Annotated in this window: 17 protein-coding genes; 8 read left to right on the plus strand and 9 right to left on the minus strand. The window is 71.6% G+C overall.

The features are described from left to right. Nucleotides 1-9 precede the first annotated feature (9 nt). On the plus strand, nt 10-1,221 hold the full coding sequence (locus tag VEC03_RS08890) for an arabinose transporter (protein ID WP_324914469.1): 1,212 nt from the start codon (nt 10-12) through the stop codon (nt 1,219-1,221). Here the strand turns inward: VEC03_RS08890 and VEC03_RS08895 are convergent. Beyond that, complete coding sequence (locus VEC03_RS08895) at nt 1,201-3,081, minus strand: PAS domain S-box protein (RefSeq protein WP_324914470.1); 1,881 nt, start codon at nt 3,079-3,081, stop codon at nt 1,201-1,203. The two genes, VEC03_RS08890 and VEC03_RS08895, sit on opposite strands and share 21 nt — an antisense overlap. Nucleotides 3,082-3,228: 147 nt before the next feature. On the opposite strand from VEC03_RS08895, the gene VEC03_RS08900 reads away from it, so the two are divergent. The 3 genes from VEC03_RS08900 to VEC03_RS08910 all read left to right on the plus strand — a co-directional run bounded on the left by VEC03_RS08900 (nt 3,229) and on the right by VEC03_RS08910 (nt 5,075). Further along, entirely contained in the window at nt 3,229-3,804 is a 576-nt protein-coding gene (locus tag VEC03_RS08900) for an NnrU family protein (protein WP_324914472.1), read from the plus strand. 99 nt (nt 3,805-3,903) lie between these two features. Beyond that, nucleotides 3,904-4,749 carry an SDR family NAD(P)-dependent oxidoreductase gene (locus VEC03_RS08905; protein WP_324914473.1) on the plus strand — a complete coding sequence of 282 codons (846 nt, stop codon included), beginning with the start codon at nt 3,904-3,906 and terminating at the stop codon, nt 4,747-4,749. Continuing rightward, nucleotides 4,746-5,075, plus strand: a complete 330-nt coding sequence (locus tag VEC03_RS08910) for a hypothetical protein (protein WP_324914474.1) — start codon at nt 4,746-4,748, stop codon at nt 5,073-5,075. Before VEC03_RS08905 ends, VEC03_RS08910 begins: the two co-directional genes overlap by 4 nt. Nucleotides 5,076-5,142: 67 nt before the next feature. On the opposite strand, the gene VEC03_RS08915 is transcribed toward VEC03_RS08910, so the two are convergent. After that, on the minus strand, nt 5,143-5,610 hold the full coding sequence (locus VEC03_RS08915) for an SRPBCC domain-containing protein (protein ID WP_324914476.1): 468 nt from the start codon (nt 5,608-5,610) through the stop codon (nt 5,143-5,145). A gap of 181 nt (nt 5,611-5,791) precedes the next feature. Here VEC03_RS08915 and VEC03_RS08920 point away from each other — a divergent pair, with 181 nt between their 5' ends. Beyond that, a complete protein-coding gene (locus VEC03_RS08920; RefSeq protein WP_324914477.1) occupies nt 5,792-6,292 on the plus strand; it encodes a hypothetical protein in 501 nt (166 codons plus the stop codon). A 23-nt stretch (nt 6,293-6,315) separates the two neighbouring features. Here the strand turns inward: VEC03_RS08920 and VEC03_RS08925 are convergent, their stop codons facing one another. The 4 genes from VEC03_RS08925 to VEC03_RS08940 are packed head-to-tail and all read right to left on the minus strand — an operon-like array spanning nt 6,316 to nt 10,856. Then, nucleotides 6,316-7,701 carry a UdgX family uracil-DNA binding protein gene (locus tag VEC03_RS08925; protein WP_324914478.1) on the minus strand — a complete coding sequence of 462 codons (1,386 nt, stop codon included), beginning with the start codon at nt 7,699-7,701 and terminating at the stop codon, nt 6,316-6,318. 52 nt (nt 7,702-7,753) lie between these two features. Beyond that, nucleotides 7,754-8,836: a lysylphosphatidylglycerol synthase domain-containing protein gene (locus VEC03_RS08930; protein WP_324914479.1), complete on the minus strand. Its 1,083-nt coding sequence runs from the start codon at nt 8,834-8,836 to the stop codon at nt 7,754-7,756. After that, a complete protein-coding gene (gene clsB, locus VEC03_RS08935; RefSeq protein WP_324914480.1) occupies nt 8,833-10,080 on the minus strand; it encodes a cardiolipin synthase ClsB in 1,248 nt (415 codons plus the stop codon). The genes VEC03_RS08930 and clsB overlap by 4 nt, the downstream gene beginning before the upstream one ends. A gap of 8 nt (nt 10,081-10,088) precedes the next feature. Further along, nucleotides 10,089-10,856, minus strand: a complete 768-nt coding sequence (locus VEC03_RS08940; RefSeq protein ID WP_324914481.1) for an endonuclease/exonuclease/phosphatase family protein — start codon at nt 10,854-10,856, stop codon at nt 10,089-10,091. Between the two features lie 184 nt (nt 10,857-11,040). Between VEC03_RS08940 and VEC03_RS08945 the strand changes: the two genes are divergently transcribed. After that, on the plus strand, nt 11,041-11,601 hold the full coding sequence (locus tag VEC03_RS08945; protein ID WP_324914483.1) for an acyloxyacyl hydrolase: 561 nt from the start codon (nt 11,041-11,043) through the stop codon (nt 11,599-11,601). A gap of 166 nt (nt 11,602-11,767) precedes the next feature. Beyond that, nucleotides 11,768-12,286 (plus strand): hypothetical protein, encoded by a 519-nt coding sequence (locus VEC03_RS08950; RefSeq protein WP_324914484.1) that lies wholly within the window; start codon nt 11,768-11,770, stop codon nt 12,284-12,286. Nucleotides 12,287-12,376: 90 nt separating this feature from the next. Here the strand turns inward: VEC03_RS08950 and VEC03_RS08955 are convergent, their stop codons facing one another. Beyond that, nucleotides 12,377-12,859, minus strand: a complete 483-nt coding sequence (locus VEC03_RS08955; RefSeq protein WP_324914485.1) for a Spy/CpxP family protein refolding chaperone — start codon at nt 12,857-12,859, stop codon at nt 12,377-12,379. A 225-nt stretch (nt 12,860-13,084) separates the two neighbouring features. Here VEC03_RS08955 and VEC03_RS08960 point away from each other — a divergent pair, with 225 nt between their 5' ends. Next, complete coding sequence (locus VEC03_RS08960) at nt 13,085-13,483, plus strand: hypothetical protein (protein ID WP_324914487.1); 399 nt, start codon at nt 13,085-13,087, stop codon at nt 13,481-13,483. Between the two features lie 10 nt (nt 13,484-13,493). Here VEC03_RS08960 and VEC03_RS08965 read toward each other — a convergent pair whose 3' ends face one another. Both VEC03_RS08965 and VEC03_RS08970 read right to left on the minus strand, forming a co-directional pair. After that, nucleotides 13,494-14,372, minus strand: coding sequence for a pirin family protein (locus VEC03_RS08965; protein ID WP_324914488.1), 879 nt, complete (start codon nt 14,370-14,372; stop codon nt 13,494-13,496). Between the two features lie 36 nt (nt 14,373-14,408). After that, the gene (locus tag VEC03_RS08970; RefSeq protein ID WP_324914489.1) at nt 14,409-15,518 is read right to left on the minus strand and encodes an alkene reductase; all 1,110 of its coding nucleotides are present in this window, start codon (nt 15,516-15,518) and stop codon (nt 14,409-14,411) included. Nucleotides 15,519-15,542 lie beyond the last annotated feature (24 nt).

Raw genomic sequence — 15,542 nt, forward strand, 5'->3', positions numbered from 1 at the left:
CATTCGGGCGTGCCGACAACAACTCCGATTCCTTCCGCGCGCACCGGCGCATCGCTCTGGTCCGCCTTCGTCCCCCTGCTGCCGCTCATGCTGGCGGTCTTCGTGGGCTTCTTCCCCATGGGCATGGCCTTCCCGGTGCTGCCGCGCCACGTGTACGACGTGCTGGGCCTAGGCACCTTCTTCGTGGGCGTGGTGATGGGCGCGCAGTACGTCGCCTCCATCCTGGTCGGCCGGAAATGGGCCGGCGAGGTGAGCGACGGACGCGGGCCGAAGGTGGCCGTGCCACTCGGGCTTGCCGGCGTGTGCGGCGTCGGGGCGATGTACTTCATCGCGCTGGCGTTCACCGACCAACCGACGATCTCGTACCTGCTGCTGGTGGCGGCCCGCCTGCTGACCGGCATCGCCGAGCCCTTCATCATCACGGCCGCCCTCAGCTGGGGCATCGCACGGCTCGGACCGCAGCACTCGGGCAAGGTGATCGGCTGGATCGGCATGGCGCTGTTCGGCGCCTATGCGGCCGGTGCGCCCGCCGGTGGCTGGGTGTTCGCTCGCTGGGGCTACGCCGGCATCGCCTGGGCGACGGTGCTGGTGCCGCTGCTGACGCTGGCGATCGTGTCCGGCATCCATGGCGAACGCCCGGCGCGCGTCGAGCGGCCGGCGTTCTACAAGGTGGTGGGCCTGGTCAAGCTGCCGGGGCTGGCGCTGACGCTGTCCTCCTTCGCCTATGCGGCCATCAACGCCTTCGTCGCGCTGCTGTGGGTGGAGCGCGGCTGGGGCAGCGCGGCCCTGGCGTTCACCAGCCTGGGTGCCGGCTTCATCCTCGCCCGGTTGCTGGTGGGACACCTGCCCGACCAGCTCGGTGGCGCCCGGGTGGCAGCCGTGTGCGTGGCGGTCGAAGCCCTTGGCCAGCTGCTGATCTGGTGGGCGCCCAGCGAGCCGCTGGCCTGGGCCGGCGCCGCGCTCACGGGCGGCGGCTATGCGCTGGCGTTCCAGGGCTTCGGCGTGGAGGCGGTGCGCCGTGCGCCTCCCGAGAGCCGTGGCGCGGCCATGGGCGGCTACGTGGCGTTCCAGGACCTGTCGATGGGCCTGGCCGGTCCGCTGGGCGGGCTGCTCGCGCTGCAGGCCGGGCTGTCCTCGGTGTACCTGGCCGGCGCGATCGGCGCGCTGGGCTCGCTGGTGCTGGCGCTGGCGATGCAGCGGTCAGACGCGGGTCGCGCCTGAAGCCTTGCCGGCCGCCTCGGCCGTGCCCACCGATGCCAGCGGCAGCGTGATGCGGAACTGCGAGCCGCGTCCCGGCCCCTCGCTCTCGGCCACGATGCTGCCGCCATGCAGTTCGGCCAGGCCGCGGGTCAGCGCCAGGCCCAGCCCCAGCCCGCCCTGGGTGCGGGCCATGTCCTGGGCGGCCTGGGAAAAAGGGCTGAACAGGCGCTCCAGCAGCTGCTCGTCCATCCCGATGCCGGTGTCGGCCACCGACAGCTGCACCCGCGCGGCCGCGGGGTCCACCCGGATGCGCACGACCACCGTGCCCGGCCCCTGCTGGAAGCGGGCCGCGTTGGTCAGCAGGTTGCCCAGCATCTGGGCCAGCCGCACGGCGTCGCCGTCGACCCAGACCGGCGCGTCGCAGCCCTCCAGCACCATTCGCTGGCCGCTGGCTTCCAGGCTGGCGCGGTAGTCCTCGGCCGTCTGGCAGGTGATGGAGGTCAGGTCGCAGCGCGCCACGCGCAGCGTCAGCTTGCCGCGCGCGATGCGGCTGACGTCCAGCAGGTCGTCGATCAGCCGCGCCATGTGGCCGACCTGGCGGTCCATGATCTCGCGCAGCCGCACCAGCCGCGCATCGCCGGTGTCGGTGCGCTTGAGGATCTCGACCGCGTTGCGCACCGGTGCCAGCGGGTTGCGCAGTTCGTGCGCCAGCATCGCGATGAATTCGTCCTTGCGCCGGTCCGACTCGCGCAGGGCCTGCGTCGCTTCCAGGTGGTCGGTGATGTCGGTGTTGGTGCCGAACCAGCGCACGATGCGGCCGGCGTGGTCGCGCAGCGGGAAGGCGCGGCTGAGGAACCAGCGGTAGCTGCCGTCGTGGCCGCGCAGCGGGAAGGTGTCCTCCCAGGGATCGCCGCTGGCCAGGTGCTGCCGGAACTTGGCGCTGACGCGCGCCAGGTGGTCGGGGTGGACCGATCGCCAGCCCGAGCCGGTCGCCTCCCCGGGCCGGGTGCCGGTGTACTCGTACCAGCGCCGGTTGAACCACTGGCTGGAGCCGTCGCGGTCGATCATCCAGGCCAGCTGCGCGATGTTGTCGGCCAGCGACTGGAACATGGCGGCGTTCTCCAGCAGGGCGTCCTGCGCGGCCTGCGCGACGCGCTCGCTCTCGCGCCTGGCGGCCTCGGCGGCGCGCTGGCGGCTGATGTCGAGCACCGAGGCCAGCACCAGCCCGGACGAGGAGCCCTCCACCGGGTTCAGGCCGATCTGCACCGGGAAGATCGAGCCGTCCTTGCGGCGGCCGTGCAGTTCGCGCTCCGGTCCCATCGGGCGATGCGCCGGCGTGTGGTGGTAGACCTCGCGCAGCCGGGCATGGGCGGCGCGCTCGTCCTGGGGCAGCAGCTCCTCGATCGGCATGCCGACCATCTCCTGGCGCGTGTAGCCGAACTGCCGCTCGGCCTCGCGGTTGACCAGCTCGATGCGCCCCTGCGCGCCGACCACGATCATTCCGCAGGGCGATGCTTCCAGCGTCTCGCGCACGCGCCGTTCGCGCACGGCCAGCTTCTCGCGCGCGGTCAGCAGCTGGTCGTGTTCGACGCGCAGGTCGTCCAGGGCGTGCCGACGCGAGGCGATCAGCCAGCTCGAGAGCAGCCCGCAGCCCACGAAGATGGCGAGCCGCAACTGCTCGACGGGCGGAATCGCCGGCGGCTCCTGCACCCACAGCAGTTCGGCGGCGGCGCAGACCGCGGTGGCAAATGCGCCGGCGCCGAAGCCGGCCAACCAGGCGGCCAGGATGGGGGCGGCCAGCAGCAGGATCAGCGGGGGTTCGTCCTGCAGCAAGGGCCGCAGCGACAGCCGCAGGCCGATGAAGCCGGCGCTCAGGAGCAAGCCAATCGCGAGAGCCCTCAGCGGACGCCCGGGCCCGGATGTGGGAAGGCTGTGCGTTCCGGCCACGGAGACCGATTCTGGCAGTGCCGGCTGCGCCGTGCAGGCACCCAGAGCACAATCCGGTTCCCGACTGTCGAGGAGGTGGGAATGGCGCTGCTGCTGATCGGTCTGGTCCTGTTCCTGGGTGTCCACTCCACGCGCGTGTTCGCCGAGGGCGCGCGCCGGCGCTGGATCGATCGCCTCGGCGAGAAGCCCTACAAGGCGATCTACTCGGTGCTGTCGCTGGCCGGCTTCGTGCTGCTGGTCTGGGGCTACGGACTGGCGCGGCAGGATCCGGTCGTGCTGTGGACCCCGCCGCGGGCCATGAACCACGTCGCGGCGCTGCTGGTGCTGGTCGCCTTCGTGCTGCTGCCGGCCGCCTATGTGCCGCGCAATGCCATCAAGGCCCGGCTGCACCATCCCATGGTGCTCGGCGTGAAGCTGTGGGCGTTCGCGCACCTGCTGGCCAACGGCACGCTGGCCGACGTGCTGCTGTTCGGTTCCTTCCTGCTGTGGGCGGTGCTGAGCTTTCGCGCGGCGCGCCAGCGTGATCGCGCCAACCGCGTCGAGTACGCGGCGGGCACGGTGGCCGGCACGGCCTCGACGATCGTGATCGGCGTGATCGCCTTCCTCGTGTTCGCCTTCTGGGGCCATGCCTGGCTGATCGGCGTGCGGCCGTTCTGAGGCCGTACCGGCCATCGAGCGCATCGGCGCGGGGCGCCGTCTGACAGCCTGCGGATGCGGGCGCTTCCAGAATCGTCCGCAACACGACGGAGCAACTCCATGGACGATCTCAAGGCGCCGCGCCCGCTGGCGGTGGTGACCGGCGCTTCCTCGGGCATCGGCTACCACCTCGCGCTGCTCGCCGCGCAGCATGGCCATGACCTGGTGGTGGCCGCCGACCGGCCGCTGGCGAAGGCGGTTGCCGATTTCAAGGCGGCCGGCGCGCGCCAGGTGCACACGGTGCAGGCCGAGCTGGCCAGCCGGCAGGGCGTGGACCAGCTGGTGCAGGCGCTGCAGGGGCACGAGGTCGACGTGCTGATGGCCAACGCGGGACACGGCCTGGCCGGCCCCTTCCTGGAGCAGGACTTCGGCGACCTGCAGCACGTGATCGACACCAACATCACCGGGACCCTCTACCTGCTGCAGCACGTGGTGCGCGGCATGGTGGCGCGCGGCCGCGGGCGGGTGCTGGTCACCGGGTCGGTGGCGGGCTTCCAGCCCGGGTCCTTCCACGCGGTCTACAACGGCACCAAGGCCTTCGTCGATTCGTTCGCGCACGCGCTGCGCAACGAGATCAAGGGCACCGGGGTCACGGTCAGCCTGCTGATCCCCGGCCCGACCGACACCGACTTCTTCGACCGCGCCCACATGACGGCGACGCGGGCCGGCTCCAGCATGAAGAAGGACGACCCGGCCTACGTCGCGCGGCTCGGCTTCGATGCCATGCTGCAGGGCGAGGCCGACGTGGTGACCGGCTGGCGCAACAAGGTCCAGGTGGCGGCCTCCAAGGTGCTGCCGGCCCAGACGGTGGCGCAGGTGCATCGCAGGATCGCCGAGCCGGAGGGCGGCAAGGAGGAGCACGCCGGCACCACCCACGAACACCCCCGCATGGAGCACAAGCCATGAGCAAGAAGCAGGATTTCCTGCGGCAGGAACAGAGCCGCGCCAAACACCCCGAGTCGGGCATGGTCGGCAGCGCCGCCGCGGTCGAGGAGCAGTCGCGCCGCCGCAGCGTGCAGTCCGTCCGTCCGCAGGACCGGCAGGCGCCGTTGAGCGGCAAGTACGCCAACGACCACAACAAGCAGGGCGACAAGGCACCCACGCAGTCCAACGAGGGCCGGCGCACGCCTCAAAGCCGCCATGACCGCCAGATCACCGCGGGGCCGCAGAACGTCGTCGAAGCCCGCACCGGAGGCAAGGGTGCCGGGCGCGGCCCCCGCGGCGCCGGCTGACCATCGGTTCACGGCAGGACAAACCAGACCCTGGCCCTTGGGCGGCCGGATGGCGCGCCCGAGTGGCTCAGCCCTTCAGCGCCCGCTCCAGGTTGGCCAGCACCCGGCCCCAGCCTTCCTCGGCACGCTCGAGCATCTCGCGCGTTTCCTCGTCCGCCGGTCCCATGTCGTGGCGCAGCGTGAGCTGGCAGCCGTCGCCCTGCGGCTCGATGTCGATGATCACCGCGGTCTCGTGCGACTGGAACTGCGGCAAGCCGAAGGTGAAGGCGATGCGGCGCGGCCGGTCCAGCTGCAGGAAGCGGCCGGTGTGTTCCACGTCGAGATGGCGCGACGGGTCGGCTTCCAGCGGCCGGCGGTCGACGATGGTGAAGCGGCCGTTCACGCCGGGCTCGATGTCGCAGCGGATCACTTCGCCGGCAGGCGGCGTCGCGAACCAGAATTGCCGCGCCATGCGCGGATCCAGCCAGGCGTCGTAGATCGCCTCGGCCGTGCAGTCGAAGGCACGTTGCACGCGCACGATGGTGGAGGTGGCCATGGCTGGGTTTATCGGGGGCCGGGGCCGCCGCGTAAGCCGGAGCGCTTCGCCGGCGCTTGTAGGGCTGGGCCGCCTGCGGCCCGGACAGCCGGGTCCTACGCGTTCTGTGGCCGTCGACGGCTCGTGCCTGCGCAGGGCCGGGCCGACACTGGGCTGCATCGGAAAGCTGCAGGAGAGCGCCATGAAGATGCACCACTCGCCATGGCACTGGGCCGCCGCCGCGGCGGTGCTGGTGGTGGCCTTGCTGACCTTGTCCGACGCGCATGGCCAGAGCACCGGTTCGGCCGCCACCTTCGAAGGCCGGCCCGCGATCGCCGGCGCGCAGTCGGGGCTTGGCGCGATGTCCGGCCCGCCGCAGGGCGGCCTGGGCGCGCAGAGCACCGAAGACCAGGGTGGCGGTCTGCAGTTGCCACGCCGGCGCCCGGGCGAGGACAGCGGCCCGGCCGTTCCGCGCGACCCTGGGCTGGATCGGCCGCCCAGCCCGGACCGCGAACTGCCCAGCACGCCGGATCGCGAACTGGAACCGCGCAAGGATCGCGGCGGGGTGGATGTCGCGCCGCGCCGCGGCGACGGCAGCGGCATCGAGAAGCAGCAGCGTCCGGCCGACAAGGCCGAGCGTGGCATGCGCCGCAGCATCGAGCGGGCGCGCCGGGGTGTCGGGGGGATCGACAGCGTCGAGTGAGGCCGCGCTCCGTCCAGGCCGCGTCAGAGCACCGTCTTCGCCTTGCGCAGGTCGGCCACGAAGGCCTGGAAGCCGGCCTCCCGGTCCTCGGGCAGCAGCCGCAGCAGGGCCGAGGGATGCAGGGTGACCAGCACCTTCAGCCCGTCGGCGCGCTCCAGCCACTGGCCCCGCTCGGCCGTGACCGACACGCTGCGACCCAGCAGCGATCGGGCCGCGGTGGCGCCGAGCGCCACCAGCGCCTTGGGCCGCACCAGCGCGATCTCGTCCTCCAGCCAGTGCCGGCAGGCCGCAGCCTCGCGCTGGCTCGGCGTCTTGTGGATGCGGCGCTTGCCGCGCAGCTCGAACTTGAAGTGCTTGACGGCGTTGGACACGAACACGATGTCGCGCGCCAGGCCGATCGTCTCCAGCGCGCGGTCCAGCAGGCGCCCGGCCGGGCCGACGAAGGGGTGGCCCTGCAGGTCTTCCTGGTTGCCGGGCTGCTCGCCCACCAGCATCAGCGGCGCGTGCAGGCGTCCTTCGCCGTTGACCGACTGGGTGGCGTGCTCACCGATCGGGCATTCGCGGCAGCGCTGGGTGGCGGCCTTGAGCTCGTCCAGTGAGGCGATGCCGTCGCTGGCCAGGGTGTCGGCGGGTTCGGCGGCGACCGGGCGCGGGATCGGGCTGGCCGATGTGGCGGCGCTGCGTGCGGCCATGGTGTCGCTCCTTTCCGGCGCGGGTGCGCCGTCGATCGCGGTGGCGTTCCCGGCTGGCTGGCGGAACACGCGCTGCCATGCTGCCAGCCAGCGCTCGTCGCTGCCTTGGGGCCCGGGGTCGTCGCCGGGCTGGGCGCCGGGGCCGAACAGCAGCCGCTGGCCGTCCCAGTACACCGAGCGCTGCGACGTCAGGATGGCCCAGCGCAGCGTCGGGTAGCGCCGCGCGAACCATGGCGCCAGCGCCTCGACGATGTGGTGGGTCGGCTCGAACCAGGCCAGGTGCAGAGCCTCCTCCGGCGGCGCGCCGGCGGGCACCGCGCGCCAGCGCAGGGTCGTCTTCATCTTGTGCATCTCGCGCCTGACCGACTGCGCCATCTGCTGGGCCTGCAGCATGTCGGCGTCCAGCGCATTGCCGCGCAGCCCGGGTTCGTGCACCAGCCGCCACAGCAGCCGGTACAGCAGGGCGAAGCGCTGCGGATCCTGGTGCAGCACCACGATCTCGACCAGCCGCATGAAGGAGGCCGGCACGATGGCCGCGGCGGCCCGCGGCAGGTCGGGGCGGGGCTCGGCCGCATCGGCGGGCTCGGCGGCCAGGTCGTCGGTGAGGGTGTGCACCGTTTCCCATTGCACGTCCTCCGGCGGCACCTGGTGCGCCAGCAGTTCGCGCGCCTGCCGGCGGAAGCCCGCCAGGTCGGTGTCGCCGGACAGGATCGGCATGGTCATGCCTCCGGCCCTGCAGTGGCGCGCGTATTGGCGGGGGGTTTTCGCGTCACGGCGATGCTCCCTGCCGCTGCGGCCGGCCGATGTGGGCACGGCGCTTGAGCCGGCGCGCGCGCGCCTCCATCACCAGGTACAGCAGGGCGGCGATCACGAGCGGGCCGATGTAGTAGACGGCGCGGTAGCCCAGCAGCGCGGCCAGCAGCGGACCCTCGCCGATGCGGTGGCCCAGCAGCGCGATGAACACGGCCTCGAACACGCCCAGCCCGGCCGGCACGTGCAGCACCACGCCGGCGATCGCACCGACCAGCAGCACCGTCAGCACGTCGGTGTAGGGGAGCTGGCGCTGCAGCAGCACCCAGATGATCCCGGCCATCAGGCTCCAGTTGATGCAGGAGATCGTCATCTGCACCACGGCCATGCGCCACGGCGGCAGGTACAGCTCGTGGCCGCGCCAGTTCCACACGTGGTCGCCCATCTTCCAGCAGGCCAGCAGGTAGCCCAGCGACAACGCCACCAGCCCGGCGCCGATCCATTGCAGCCCGTGGTTGCCCATGTGCCACTCGGGCGGCAGGGCCAACGGGTGCACCAGGAACAGGAAGCCGGCGAGCAGCTTGTAGCCCAGCCAGTTGGTCAGCATGCTCATCGAGACGATGCGGGTGATCACGCCCGTCTTCAGCCCCAGCCGCGAATAGAGCCGGTAGCGGAAGCCGACCCCGCCGACCAGCGAGCCGATGCACAGGTTGAAGGTGTAGCTGATGAAGGTGACCGCCATCACGATGCCGGTGCGCAGCGTGTGGCGCGTGTAGCGCCGACCGATCAGGTCGAAGCAGGCGTACAGCAGGTGGCTCGCCGCGGCGAGCAGGACCGCGGCGGCGAGCGCCGGTGGCGGCAGCTCGCGCAGCGACTGCAGCACGTCGTCCCAGGCGATGTTGCGCCCGTAGCGCCACAGCAGCCAGGCTACCAGCGCGAAGAACAGCAGCGAAGCGCCGCGCCGCACGTGCGGCCACCAGGGACGCTGCCTCAGGCGGGTGCCCTCGCGCGCCGGGTTGCGCACCGGGTGTTTCCGGTGGGGGGGACCGTGCACGCCGTGCGGCGCGTCGAATTCGGCCGTGCGTATCGAGCGCGTGCTCATCGACGCTCCTCCACGATCGTCGGCCCGCCGGCCGTGACCGGGCCGGGCACGGCCGGGATCAGCCGTGGGCGATGGCGCGGTAGCCAGGCGCTGACCGTCGGGTAGATGCGCACCAGGTGGAAGGCGATGAAGCTGCGCACGAGATGCAGCAGCCCGCCCGCGCCTTCCAGCGCTTCCGGCAGCACCTGGCGGCAGCTCTGCCTCAGCAGCGCGTCGAGCCGCTCGTGCAGCTCGGCGTTGAAGGCGCGGTCACGGATGACGACGTTGGCCTCCAGGTTCAGCTGCAGGCTCAGCGGATCCAGGTTGCTGGAGCCGACCGTCGCCCACTCGTCGTCCACCAGCGCGACCTTGCCGTGCAGCGGCCGGTCGCAGTACTCGTAGATGCGCACGCCGGCCTTGAGCAGGTGGCTGTAGAGCGCGCTGGCGCCGACCTTGACGATGGCCATGTCGGGCGTGCCCTGCAGGATCAGCCGCACGTCGACGCCGCGGCGCGCGGCGCGGCGCAGGTCGCGGATCAGGCGGTAGCCGGGGAAGAAGTAGGCGTTGGCGATGAGCACGCGCTCGCGCGCGGCCCGGATCGCGATGCGGTACTGGCGCTCGATGTCGGTGGTGTGCCGGCCGTTGTCGCGCGTCACCAGCATCGCGCGGGCGCTGCCCGCATGCGGCAGCTGCTCGGGCGCCGCGCGCGCCTGCCGGCGCCAGCGCCACCAGCGGCGGGTGGGGTTGTGGCGCGAGCCGGCGGCCAGCGCCGCGTGGGCGAAGCGGTGGATCTCGCCGACCAGCGGGCCGCGCACCTCCACCGAGTAGTCCTGCTTGGCCTGCGGTCCGTAGTCGCCCAGGTGGTCGGCCGAGTAGTTGATGCCGCCGATGAAGGCGACCTCGCCGTCGACCACCACGATCTTGCGGTGCAGCCGGCGCAGCAGGTTGGGGCGCAGGCCGAAGGGCCGGGGGCCGGGATCGAACACGTGCAGCCGCACGCCCGCTTCGCACAGGTCCGCGATGAAGCGCTCCGACAGGTCCGGCGAACCCCAGCCGTCGATGGTGGCGTCCACCTGCACGCCGCGCCGGGCGGCGGCGACCAGCGCCTCGTGCAGCTGCAGGCCGACCTTGTCCTCGAACAGGATGAAGGTCTCCAGCACCACCTCCTTGCGGGCGTTGGCGATGCAGGCGAACACGCGCGGGAAGAACTGCTCGCCGTTCTCCAGCAGGGTGAAGCGGTTGCCGTCGTACCAGCGCGGTTGCATGGGTCCCCTCACAGGTGGATCTCGGCGGCCAGCGGCGCGTGGTCCGACAGGTGCGACCAGGGCCGCCGCGGCAGCACGACCGGCAGGTGGACCGAGGCGTTGCGCACGTAGATGCGGTCCAGGCACAGGATCGGAAAGCGCGAAGGGAAGGTGCGCGCCGGCTCGCCATACGCGTTGACGAACACCTCGCGCAGCCCGATCTCGCGCTCCAGGACGACGTTGGCGCGGCGGCGCCAGTCGTTGAAATCGCCGGCGACGATCAGCGGCGCGTTGTCGGGCACCTCGCTGCGCACCATGTCGCACAGCAGCTCCAGCTGCTGCACGCGATGCGACTCGGCCAGCCCCAGGTGCACGCAGATGGCATGCACGTCGATGGCCTGGCCGGGCAGCCGCAGCACGCAGTGGAGCAGGCCGCGCTTTTCCGGTCCGGGCAGGGACACGTCGTGGTTCTGGTAGCTCACGATGGGGAACTTGGACATCAGCGCATTGCCGTGGTCGCCCTTGGGATAGACCACGTTGCGGCCGTAGGCGTACTGCGGCCAGATGGTGTCGGCCAGGAACTCGTAGTGCGGGCCGTCCGGCCAGTCGACCACCCTGCGGCCGTGCCCTTCGTGCGTGCCCAGCACCTCCTGCAGGAAGACCACGTCGGCGCCCACCTTGCGGACCGCATCGCGCAGCTCCGGCAGGATGAACTTGCGGTTGAAGAAGGTGAATCCCTTGTGGATGTTGACCGTCATCACCGTCAGCGGCGCGGCATTCGCCGGGATCTCTGTCATGGCCGTCGTGCTGGTCTCCCTGCAGCAAACCTTGTACCGGCCCGCTCTGCGGTGGGGTGTAGGACGGCAGGCAGGGAAGGACGCGGCGCACGCTGGGAAAGGGCGTGCGACGCCGCCGGGCGCGGGCCTGCGGCGCTGCGCATTGGCCCACAATGCTGGCTTGCCTCCACCGCGCCTGCCTCCCATGCCGATCGCCGCCCTCCGAGCCGTCCTCGCCAGCGCTGCCTTCCTTGCCACGCTGGCGCCTTCCCCCGCCTGGGCGCAGGAACTGCGGCCGGCCGGGCTGTACGTGCAGGGCGGCGGGGGCGAGTCGGGCCTGCGGGCCGGCAGCCTGGGCCTGGTCTGGCCCTGGCGCTGGAGCCGGCAGGCCGGCGGCGGCGAACTGACCGCCAGCACGGAGCTGTTCGCCAGCCACTGGCGCGCACGCGGCTTCGGCGGCGGCCACCAGGGCTTCACGCAGGTCGGTGTGGTGCCCATGCTGCGCTACCGCTTCGCCGAAGGCCGCTCGCCCTGGTTCGTGGAGGCCGGCATCGGCCTGTCCGTGATCGACCGCCGGTTCGTCACTCCGGCGCGCAACCAGGGGTCGCGCTGGAACTTCAGCGACAACCTCGCGCTGGGCCACAGCTTCGGCCGCGCGGGCGAGCACGAGGTCAGCCTGCGCTGGCAGCACACCTCCAATGCCGGACTGAAAGACCCCAATCCGGGCGTCGACCTGGTCATGCTGCGCTACGCCACCCGCTTCTGACGCAGGCCCACGAAGCGCCGAGGTTCCTGCTCGCGGCGCCGAACCCACCCGTCCTACAGGGGCCGTGACGCGCGTCCGTCACTGCGCACCCGCACCCGGAGCTAAGGTTTCCTCACGCCCCACCTGACTGGGGCGCTGCTTTTTGATCACTCGAGAGGACCACACCATGCAACGAGCCAGGACAACCGCCTCCCTGCTGCTGGCCGGCCTGCTGGCCGCCGGCGGCGCCTATGCCGACCACACACTGGCGCACGGCACGGCCGCGCCCACCAGCGACGTGCCGGTGAACGCCGGTGAAGCGAGCACCGTGACGAACGGGCAGCCGAACATGGCCACCAGCAACGATCCGCTGCTGCAGCACCCGCCGGTGACCAGCGCCACCGATGTCCCGCTGGACAGCGCCTCGGCGCCCGATACCGCCGTCCTCGGCGCGCCGGGTGATGCGCGCGTGATTCCCAACTACAGCGCCACCGTCACCAGCAACATCCCGACCCGCGCCGGCGAGGCCAGCACCATGACCAACGGCGTGCCGAACATGTCGACCCACAACCCGGTGGTGGACGGCACCCGCGTGCTCTATCCGCGCGAGCAGTTGGTCCAGCGCGTCCCGCACGGTGCCGGCGAGGCCAGCACCATGGTGGGCGGCCGCCCGAACGCAAACCCGGACGATCCGATGCTGTACTGAGCGTACCGAACCGGTCGTCACCATGAAAAAAGCCTGCACGGTCCGCCGTGCAGGCTTTTTCGCATGCGGCGCCGCGAGCGGCGCTGCGGCTCAGCCGTGGTGCCGCCCCATGTGGCGGCCGCCGCGCTGGAACATGCGCGCGGTCTCGGCATCGAAGGTCTTCTTCTGCTCGGCACCCAGCTGCGCATAGAAGGCCTTGGTCGCTTCGGCGCGCCGGTCCATCTCGGCGTTGCGCTGCTCGCGCAAAGCGCGCATGTGGTCCAGGCGGTCCGGCGTGCTCATGCCCGCCAGCGCCTGGCGGTCCAGCCGCTGCCGCTGGGCCGGCGGCTGCATGGCATTGGCAAAGCTGGTCCAAGCCGCTTCCTGCTCCGGGGTGACCTGCAGCTTCTGCTTCAGGTCCGCCAGGCGCTGGTTGTGTCGCTCGACCATCCTGGAGCGGTCGAAGCGATGGCTGTGCTTGCCCTCTGCATTCACGGGCGGCTGGGCTTGCGCGACGGCGTTGACGGCGGTGACGCCGGTGACACCGGCCACCAGGGCAGCAGCCAGCACGTGCCTGCGAACGTTCAGTTTCATGGTCTTCCTTCCTTTCCGAAGAGCCTGCGGTCCATCCGCCTCAGGTTGGAAGCAAGTCTCGCGGCCACCTGTAAGTGATCCATGCGTCCAAGGTAGCGAGTATGTAAAGGCTGCCCATCTGACGTGACAGGGGTGCAAGGCCTCGAACGGCTGGGGGGCGCGTCCTACGACAAGACTTCGCCGGCGGCCACAGACGGAACGCTGCGGTGCCACCAGCATGGGCCCATGGATGGCGTACACAGGACCCTGGACCGGGCGCACGCGTGGCAGCTGGCGGCCTTCGTGCTGCTGGCCGCGGCTGCCCTGGTCGCGCAGGGCCAGTCGGCCCAGCCGCAGGAGATCGAGAACGCGCCGCCGCATCCGGTGCCCGGCCTGGTGCTGAGCGACGTCGAGCCGCTGCCGGCCGAGGACCGGGAGAGCACCGGCGCGATCGTGCTGCACGAGTCGCGCGTGCGCGCCCAGCGCGACGCCTTCGAGGCGGCCGAGCGCCGCACCGGCGTCACCTCGGCGATCCGCCACAACGTGGCGCGCGTGCTGGAAGAGGCGCGCGGCTGGGACAACCTGCACGAAGCCGGCGCGGGCCCCGCCCCGGTCGAAGGACCGCCGGCCCCGCCCAGCCAGTAGCGCTCGCTGCTCAGCTGAAGCGGCCGCGGTTGAAGTCCTCGACCGCTTCCAGCAACTGCTCCCGCGTGTTCATCACGAACGGGCCGTACTGCGCGATCGGCTCGCGCAGCGGTGCACCGGCGATCAGCAGCGCGCGCGCCGGTTCGCTTGTGCCCGGCGCCGGTCGCAGCAGCACGCCGTCGCCTTCATTGGCCAGCACCGCCAGTCGGCCGCGCGAGACCACGGTGGCCTGCTCGCCTTCGCCCACCTGCACGCTGCCGCGGTAGACGCAGACGAAGGCGTTGTGGGTGGCGGGCAGCGCCTGCACCAGGCCTTGGGCCGGATCGGTGCCGAAGTGAAGGTCCAGGTACAGCGGCCGGGTGACCTCCCGCTGCACGCTGCCACGCACGCCCTGGCTTTCGCCGGCGATCACGCGCACCGTCACGCCCTCGGCCGTGCGCACTTCCGGGATCTCGGCGCTCTGGATGTCGCGGTACCAGGGCTCGCAGAGCTTGTCGCGCGCGGGCAGGTTCAGCCAGAGCTGGAAGCCTTCCATCACGCCTTCTTCCTGCTCGGGCATCTCGCTGTGCACCAGGCCGCGGCCGGCTGTCATCCACTGGACGCCGCCGTTCTGCAGCAGGCCCTCGTGGCCGCCACTGTCGCGGTGCCGCATGCGGCCGCTGATCATGTAGGTGACCGTCTCGAAGCCGCGGTGCGGATGGTCGGGAAAGCCGGCGCCGTAGTCGTCGGGGTCGTCGCTGGCGAAGTTGTCCAGCATCAGGAAGGGATCGAGGCGGCGCTGCAGGTCCTGCGTCAGCAGGCGGGTGAGCTTGACCCCGGCGCCGTCCTGCGTCGCTTGGCCGGTGACCACGCGCTCGACGCGGCGCGGGTGTTGGACGAGGGTGTTCATCGTTTCCAGATGCGGACGGTTGGCGATTTCTCCAGCTCAGCCGGCGACCAGGGTGGGGTAGTCGGTGTAGCCGGCCGCACCGCCGCCGTAGAAGGTGGCGCGGTCGGGCTGGTTCAGCGGGGCGCCGGTGCGCAGGCGCTCCACCAGGTCGGGATTGGCGATGTAGCTGCGCCCGAACGCCACCAGGTCGGCGCCATGCGCCAGGGCGCGATCGGCAAGGGCGGCGTCGTAGCCGTTGTTGACCATCCAGGCGCCGCGACCGCCCGCATCGCGATAGGCGCGCCGTAGCGCGTCGAAGTCGAACGGGCGATCCGGCAGTTCGCGCGGCCCGCCGGTCGCGCCTTCGATCACGTGCACGTAGGCCAATCCGAGTGGCGCGAGTTGGCGCAGCACGTATTCGAACAGCGGCTGCGGCTCGGGGTCGTGGATGTCGTTGGCCGGCGTGACCGGCGACAGGCGGATGCCGGTGCGCCCCGGCCCGGCGGCCTCCGCCACGGCTTGCATCACCTCGAGCAGCAGGCGGGCGCGGTTCTCGATCGAGCCGCCGTAGGCGTCGTCGCGCTGGTTGGCGTTGCGCTTGAGGAACTGGTCCAGCAGGTAGCCGTTGGCCGCGTGCAACTCGACGCCGTCGAATCCGGCGACGCCGACCGAGTCGCGCGCGGCGCGGCGGAAGTCCTCCACGATGCCGGGCAGCTCCTGTGCCTGCAGCGCGCGCGGCGTCGAGGTCTCGACGAAGCCGACGGCGCCGTCGCGGATCAGGAAGGTCTTGGTCTTGGCCGCGATGGCCGAGGGTCCGACCGGCGCCGCGCCGCCGGGCTGCAGCGCCACGTGCGAGACGCGGCCGACGTGCCACAGCTGGGTGACGATGCAGCCGCCGCGCGCATGCACGGCCTCGGTGACGCGCCGCCAGCCTTCGAGCTGCTCGGGCGCGTACAGCCCCGGAACGTCGGCATAGCCCTGCCCCTGGTGGCTGACGGCGGTGCCCTCGGTGACCAGCAGGCCGGCGCTGGCGCGCTGCGCGTAGTACTCGGCCATCAGCGCGTTGGGGACGGCGCCGGGCGCGCGGTTGCGCGTCAGCGGGGCCATGACGATGCGGTTGCGAAGCGCCAGGTCGCCGGCGCGCACGGGATCGAACAGAGTGGGCATGAAGGGCGGGTCCTTGTTCTTTGG

Origin of the sequence: Ramlibacter sp., from assembly GCF_035627355.1 — a bacterium.
Lineage (GTDB): Bacteria > Pseudomonadota > Gammaproteobacteria > Burkholderiales > Burkholderiaceae_C > Ramlibacter.